5 protein-coding genes and 1 riboswitch are annotated in these 5,816 nt (G+C 42.1%); of the genes, 2 read left to right on the plus strand and 3 right to left on the minus strand.

What is annotated here, in order from left to right; genetic code table 11:
• The first annotated feature begins 419 nt into the window (after positions 1-419).
• A complete protein-coding gene (locus OQJ75_RS22310; RefSeq protein WP_265974954.1) occupies positions 420-872 on the plus strand; it encodes an RNA recognition motif domain-containing protein in 453 nt (150 codons plus the stop codon).
• Here the strand turns inward: OQJ75_RS22310 and murI are convergent.
• Genes murI through OQJ75_RS22325 form a run of 3 tightly spaced genes read right to left on the minus strand, consistent with a single transcriptional unit; the run spans position 835 to position 4,236 of the window.
• On the minus strand, positions 835-1,641 hold the full coding sequence (gene murI, locus OQJ75_RS22315; protein ID WP_265974955.1) for a glutamate racemase: 807 nt from the start codon (positions 1,639-1,641) through the stop codon (positions 835-837). The two genes, OQJ75_RS22310 and murI, sit on opposite strands and share 38 nt — an antisense overlap.
• 60 nt (positions 1,642-1,701) lie before the next feature.
• Entirely contained in the window at positions 1,702-2,367 is a 666-nt protein-coding gene (locus tag OQJ75_RS22320) for an adenine nucleotide alpha hydrolase (protein ID WP_265974953.1), read from the minus strand.
• 48 nt (positions 2,368-2,415) lie between these two features.
• Positions 2,416-4,236, minus strand: a complete 1,821-nt coding sequence (locus tag OQJ75_RS22325) for a TonB-dependent receptor domain-containing protein (protein WP_265974952.1) — start codon at positions 4,234-4,236, stop codon at positions 2,416-2,418.
• Between the two features lie 39 nt (positions 4,237-4,275).
• A riboswitch (cobalamin riboswitch) is annotated at positions 4,276-4,481 on the minus strand.
• Positions 4,482-4,635: 154 nt separating this feature from the next.
• Between OQJ75_RS22325 and trmA the strand changes: the two genes are divergently transcribed.
• The gene (gene trmA, locus OQJ75_RS22330; protein ID WP_265974951.1) at positions 4,636-5,745 is read left to right on the plus strand and encodes a tRNA (uridine(54)-C5)-methyltransferase TrmA; all 1,110 of its coding nucleotides are present in this window, start codon (positions 4,636-4,638) and stop codon (positions 5,743-5,745) included.
• The last annotated feature ends 71 nt before the right edge of the window (positions 5,746-5,816 follow it).

The raw sequence follows: 5,816 nt of genomic DNA on the forward strand, positions 1-5,816 counted from the left end.
TGATATTCATCAACGAGTGCCCACACAGATTGATAGGTTTAAATTGTTAAAGAGCGCTAACGTTTTGTGATTTACATCTCAGTCGCTAGGGGTGCGTACTATACCTGCACCACTTAGAGAGTCAAGGGTTATTTTAAACTCCTTTTCCTCTACCGATTTCGCTGTGTGACTTTCGTCTCACTCCGTGTCGGTGAGGCGGCATTATAGAGAGATCGACATAGAGCACAAGGGCTTTTTTGAATAAAAGTTTTGTTCGCCTAAAAAGCCACCAGATCCGCATTTTTCGAATAAAAACTAAACATTTGAGACGTATCACAGCAATACATTGGCAAAATGGAAACCATGAACGTAAGATTCATGTATCTATTTTGTTAAGAGTAGATGCGTCTATTTCGTTTATTAATATGTAGTATTCCGATATGAACTCAAAAAAATCGATGTTGTTAATTGTCGCACTAGCTGTTCTAGGTGGCATTGTTTTCTCTAAGGTAGATATATCGCCTGCAATTACCTTTATCCTTGGTGTCTTGGCTTCCGCTTTTGTTGTTAACTTTTCAAGCACCGACTCAAAATCAGATTCAGAACCGAAGGCATCAACAAAAACACTTTATGTAGGTAACCTTCCATACAAAGCGAATGAGTCACACGTACGTGAATTATTCTCAGAGTATGGTGAAGTATTTGCAGTACGCTTAATGAAAGACAAACGTACTGGTAAAAGAAGAGGCTTTGGATTTGTCGTAATGGCTAGCAATGATGTGAATCATGCTATTTCAGAACTTAACGATAAAGATTACATGCAACGAACTTTAAAAGTGCGAGTTGCAAATGATCCTAAACATCCAGAAACGGACGAAGCTGAACTGAGCTAAATCCTAACTGCTTCAACATGCTATTTAGTGCACTTTCTTTCTTAGGAAGTGCACTACAAAAAACCTCACGCACTCCCCCTTCTTTATCACTACTCTCCAAATCCAATAAATCTTGAACTCGCTTCGCAATCGCTTTACCGGAATCAACCAATAAAACACTCTTACCTAGGACTTGTTGAATCTCTGATTTTATTAAAGGGAAATGTGTACACCCTAAAACGGCCACATCAATTGTGTTGATCATCGGTTGAAGGATGAGTTGCAACTCTTCAAGATCAATCGCCTCACCTCTGAGTTTATCTTCGGCCATATCCACCAGCCGAGTAGAGCCTAAAAGTTCGACTCTTTTATTACTCGAGAAGTTTTTGATGAGCTCGTGTGTGTATTCACGAGTAATCGTTGCGGGAGTAGCAATAAGACCCACCGCTTTATTGGCAAGTAGGGATGCAGGTTTGATTGCCGGAACAACGCCAACAATTGGGATTAGATTATTAGCACGCAGTGTAGGTAAGACAATCGTACTTGCGGTATTGCAGGCTATAACTACGATATCAATAGCGTGGCTAGCCACAAAGCTAGAGACGATACTTTGAACTCTGCGGACAAGAACTTGTTGATCGAGTTCACCGTATGGGTAAGCCTCGTTATCGAATACATAAGTATAGTTATGATTCGGTAGTAACTGGCTTATCTCCTTATATACAGATAGGCCACCCACTCCAGAATCAAAGACCAATATATTTTTTTGTAGACTATCCGACACAACGATTACCTATAATAAGTTTCGCTGCAATGATACTCCTTCGCTTAGTTTTCGCCAATCCTCACTCTATATAATGCAAGCTTGATAACGTTGATGAACAAAGCGCTTACCTTGCTCCACATTTTCTTGATCTATCTTGAGCTTACCTTTAAAGCATGGCGCTGATGTCACTAAAGTATGGAACTCGCCATCTTCGCCACATGGATCAACATGACTCGGTAAGCTGTCTATTAGTTCAAGCGTGTATTTTTTCCCGCAATAGCTCATGTCTAATGCATCGCTATCGACCGTTACAAGAAAGGTTTCGATTCCTCTGTCTATTATTTCACTAGCAAGTGCCTGACTGCTCTCTCCCATAAGAGGAAACACACACTCCCAACCCGCTGGTTCTATATAGCTTCTTCGATAGTCGGCAATACCATTACAAAACATGTCTCCAAACGCGAGTGCATCGATTGATAAGCCAGAACCTTTAAGTGCGGAGACAATGGTACTTTGATAAATCTCATTACTAGGGAACACTTCTGGAAGCTCAATCGAGATTAATGGCAACCCGATTAACTTAGCTTGCATAGCAACCACATCAATCGGAGTCACTTGAAAAGGAACTTCATCTCCAACATGCGTCGTATAGAGAGCGACAACTTCATATTCGGAGCTTTCAAGTAGACGCTCCAGCGTTAATGTCGAATCCTTCCCTGACGACCAACTTATGATGACTTTCTTTTTCATTGATATACCCAATAAGAAAAAACCGCCCGGAGGCGGTTTAGGTGTAAATTAGAATTGGTAAGCTAGATTTGCGAAATATCTACGCTCAGGAGCGTTATACCCTAGCGTTGTTTGGTATTTCTCATTAGTTAAGTTATCAACTCGACCACGAACCACTAACTCAGGGGAGATCCAATACCCCACAGAAACATCCCACAAGCTCACTGATGGCAAAATATTATCTGGATCGGTTGTTTCTTTTGGATTACCTGCTCTATCACCCGTGTATGTATAAGTAAGATTCACATCAAAATCTTCATATGAAGCATCCATCAACCACTTATAGTTTTCATCAGCACGCTTCGCTAATTTATTACCCGCAGAATCTTTATGATCTTTAAACTCAGCAACAACCGTGTGATGGATGAACCACGTGTCGAAATTACCTGTAATTTCTAACCCTTTCAATTTTGCATCTACGTTTTGAGGATACCAAAACGGGCTACCTTCGTACCAAATGATCAAGTTATCGACTTTATTATCGTATGCTGTCACATCCAGTTTGAATAAATCGAATTCACCAGTATATCCAATTTCGCGGTTTTCGGCTTCTTCAGGTTCTAGGTCTGGATTTGTTGTTAGATCAGAATAGCTCGGAGCTTTAAATGATGTACCAGCAGCCGCTCTAAGTGAGTGCTTTTCTGTTAGGTAATAGCGAGTACCTAAAGACCATGTAGTGTGGTTGTCATATGAGTCGTGTTTATCGTTACGTACACTACCAACAATTTGAACATCACCAAATCGAAGTTCAGAAGAAGCGTATACGCCGGTAGTATCGCGAGCTTCGCCAGCTAGAGCATCAGGTGAGCCATATGACAAGGCATCATCATCAAGTTTTTCTCTACGCCAGTCGGCACCAGCACCAACAGATACATTCTCATTAACGTAATACTGATTTAAGAACTGCAAGTTCGTCAGATCTATTTTCTTCTTTGTACCAGCATTGTCTTTACCTTGAGCTTGTGAATAGTCTAGGTTTTCGATTGCCTGCTGATTAGCTCTAAAAGTAGAGCTTAAGTTATCACCTTTATAGTCAACAGCGGCTGTAACGCTCAAGTTCTCAGAGTAACCGTAGTTCTTACCACCCGAGTCATACTCTGTCAGACTATCAAACCAACGAACAGATGCTGTGCCAGTAAAGGCCTCATTGATCGGCTGTGAGTATGACGCAAAAAGATTTTGGCTTTCATATCCATAATTAAGGCCAGTCGCAGGGTCTTTGATATCGTACCCTTCGGTCTCATCAAAGCCACCAGCAAGCTTTACTGTTCCGCCATTAGATAACTTGCGGGTCGTTGAAAAGTTTGCTTCCTTTTGAGCGTCACTACCTGCTCCAACAGAAATCATTGTTGATTCCGTCGAACTACCAGAAGCGGTAATAACATTAATTACACCCGCTACAGCATCAGAACCGTAGAGAGCACCGCCAGAACCACGAATCACTTCAACTCTCTCAATAATACCTACTGGAATATGGTTGAAATTAATACCGCCGGCCGCAGAATCAATACGAACACCATCGATAAGAAACAATACTTGATCGCTATTGTAGCCACGCATGAAAACAGATGCACTGTGTCCACGTCCGCCACTTTGAGAAACTTCAACACCAGGTACTCGTTTTAAAACATCGACTAGGGATTTAGCTTGGGTTTCTTCGATTTCTTGTTTAGAAACAACCGTTGTTGATGCAATCACATCACTTAAAGGCTGCTCAAAACGGTTAGCCGTAACCACCATGGTTTCGTCGGCAGAGGCTTCTTGGGCATGTAAATTGGAGATAGATGAAAGCAGCGATGCTACAGCAACCGCTAAAAGGGATTTGTTCATGTTGTGATCCTAAATCGCGTAAAGTCCTACCAAACCACATTGTGTGGCTTAGCCGCTGGCAGGTATTCGGACTCAAGAGCACAACCCTTATGGTTACCTAATATTCGACTTCCCACAAAAAGCTATTTGCAGTGTCTTATGAATACTCGTTCTCTTTTACCGCTGCGCGTCAGTTCTGGATTTACACCAGATTCCCTCTTCAGCCATCTATACATCTAAATGACACCAGCTTGCCGAAGATAGTATTGACCTCTGAATCATTTGTCTAGTCTAAGATTGTTATAAGCTATAGTTTTCATGGTCGATTTACATTGAATGGCTCTCAACACTGGACAAGCGCCTGTGATTGAATAAAATCTGCGCTCTTGATTTAAAAGCACGACAGCAAAAGGCATAACAATGGCGAATTTAGATGTAAACCCGCAACGCTACCAAGAACAACTGGCAGAAAAGACAGAGCGTCTTACAGAAATGTTCTCAGAATATGATGTGCCTGAACTGGAAGTGTATGAATCTCCAGAACAACACTACCGCATGCGTGCTGAGTTCCGCGTGTGGCATGAAGGTGACGATATGTATTACGTCATGTTCAATCAAGAGACTAAAGAAAAATACCGTGTAGACCAGTTCCCTGCAGCTAGCCGTCTTATTAACGACCTAATGCCTCTATTAACGGATGCAATGAAGAACAACCACTCTCTACGCCACAAGCTATTCCAAGTAGATTTCCTCTCTACGTTGAGTGGCGAGATTTTGGTATCACTGCTTTACCACCGTCAATTAGGTGAACAGTGGATTCAAGATGCTAAAGCACTGAAACAGCAATTAAACGATGAAGGTTTTAACCTGAACCTGATTGGTCGTGCGCGTAAGATGAAAATCGTACTAGACCGCGACTACGTAATTGAAAAGCTAGATGTGAATGGTGATAGCTACATCTACCAACAAGTAGAGAACAGCTTTACTCAACCAAACGGTAAAGTAGCAGAGAAAATGTTGGAATGGGCTGTCGACTGCACTCAAGACAATAAAGGCGACTTGCTTGAGCTTTACTGTGGTAACGGTAACTTCTCATTAGCATTAGCACAGAACTTCGAGCGTGTACTTGCTACTGAGCTAGCGAAGCCATCAGTAGAGTCAGCGCAATACAACATAGCGGCGAACGAGATTGATAATGTTCAGATTATTCGTATGTCTGCAGAAGACTTTACCGTAGCAATGGAAGGCAAGCGTGAATTCCGCCGTCTGCAACAAGCGAACATCGATCTTAAGAGCTACAACTGCAACACTATCTTTGTTGATCCACCGCGTTCAGGTATGGACGTTGATACTTGTAAGATGGTTCAAGGGTACGAGCGCATCATGTACATCTCTTGTAACCCAGAGACATTGAAAGAGAACCTAGAGATCCTAAGCGAAACGCACGACATCACTCGTTTTGCTTTATTTGACCAGTTCCCTTACACGCACCACATGGAAGCGGGTGTGTTCCTAGAGCGCAAAGCGTAAATCTCGCTCTCTAGGCTAACACTGATCATTTAAGCATTTTCCTGATCAGTTGAACGATCCTACAGATGGTT

Origin of the sequence: Vibrio sp. 14G-20 (assembly GCF_026241515.1) — a bacterium.
Lineage (GTDB): Bacteria > Pseudomonadota > Gammaproteobacteria > Enterobacterales > Vibrionaceae > Vibrio.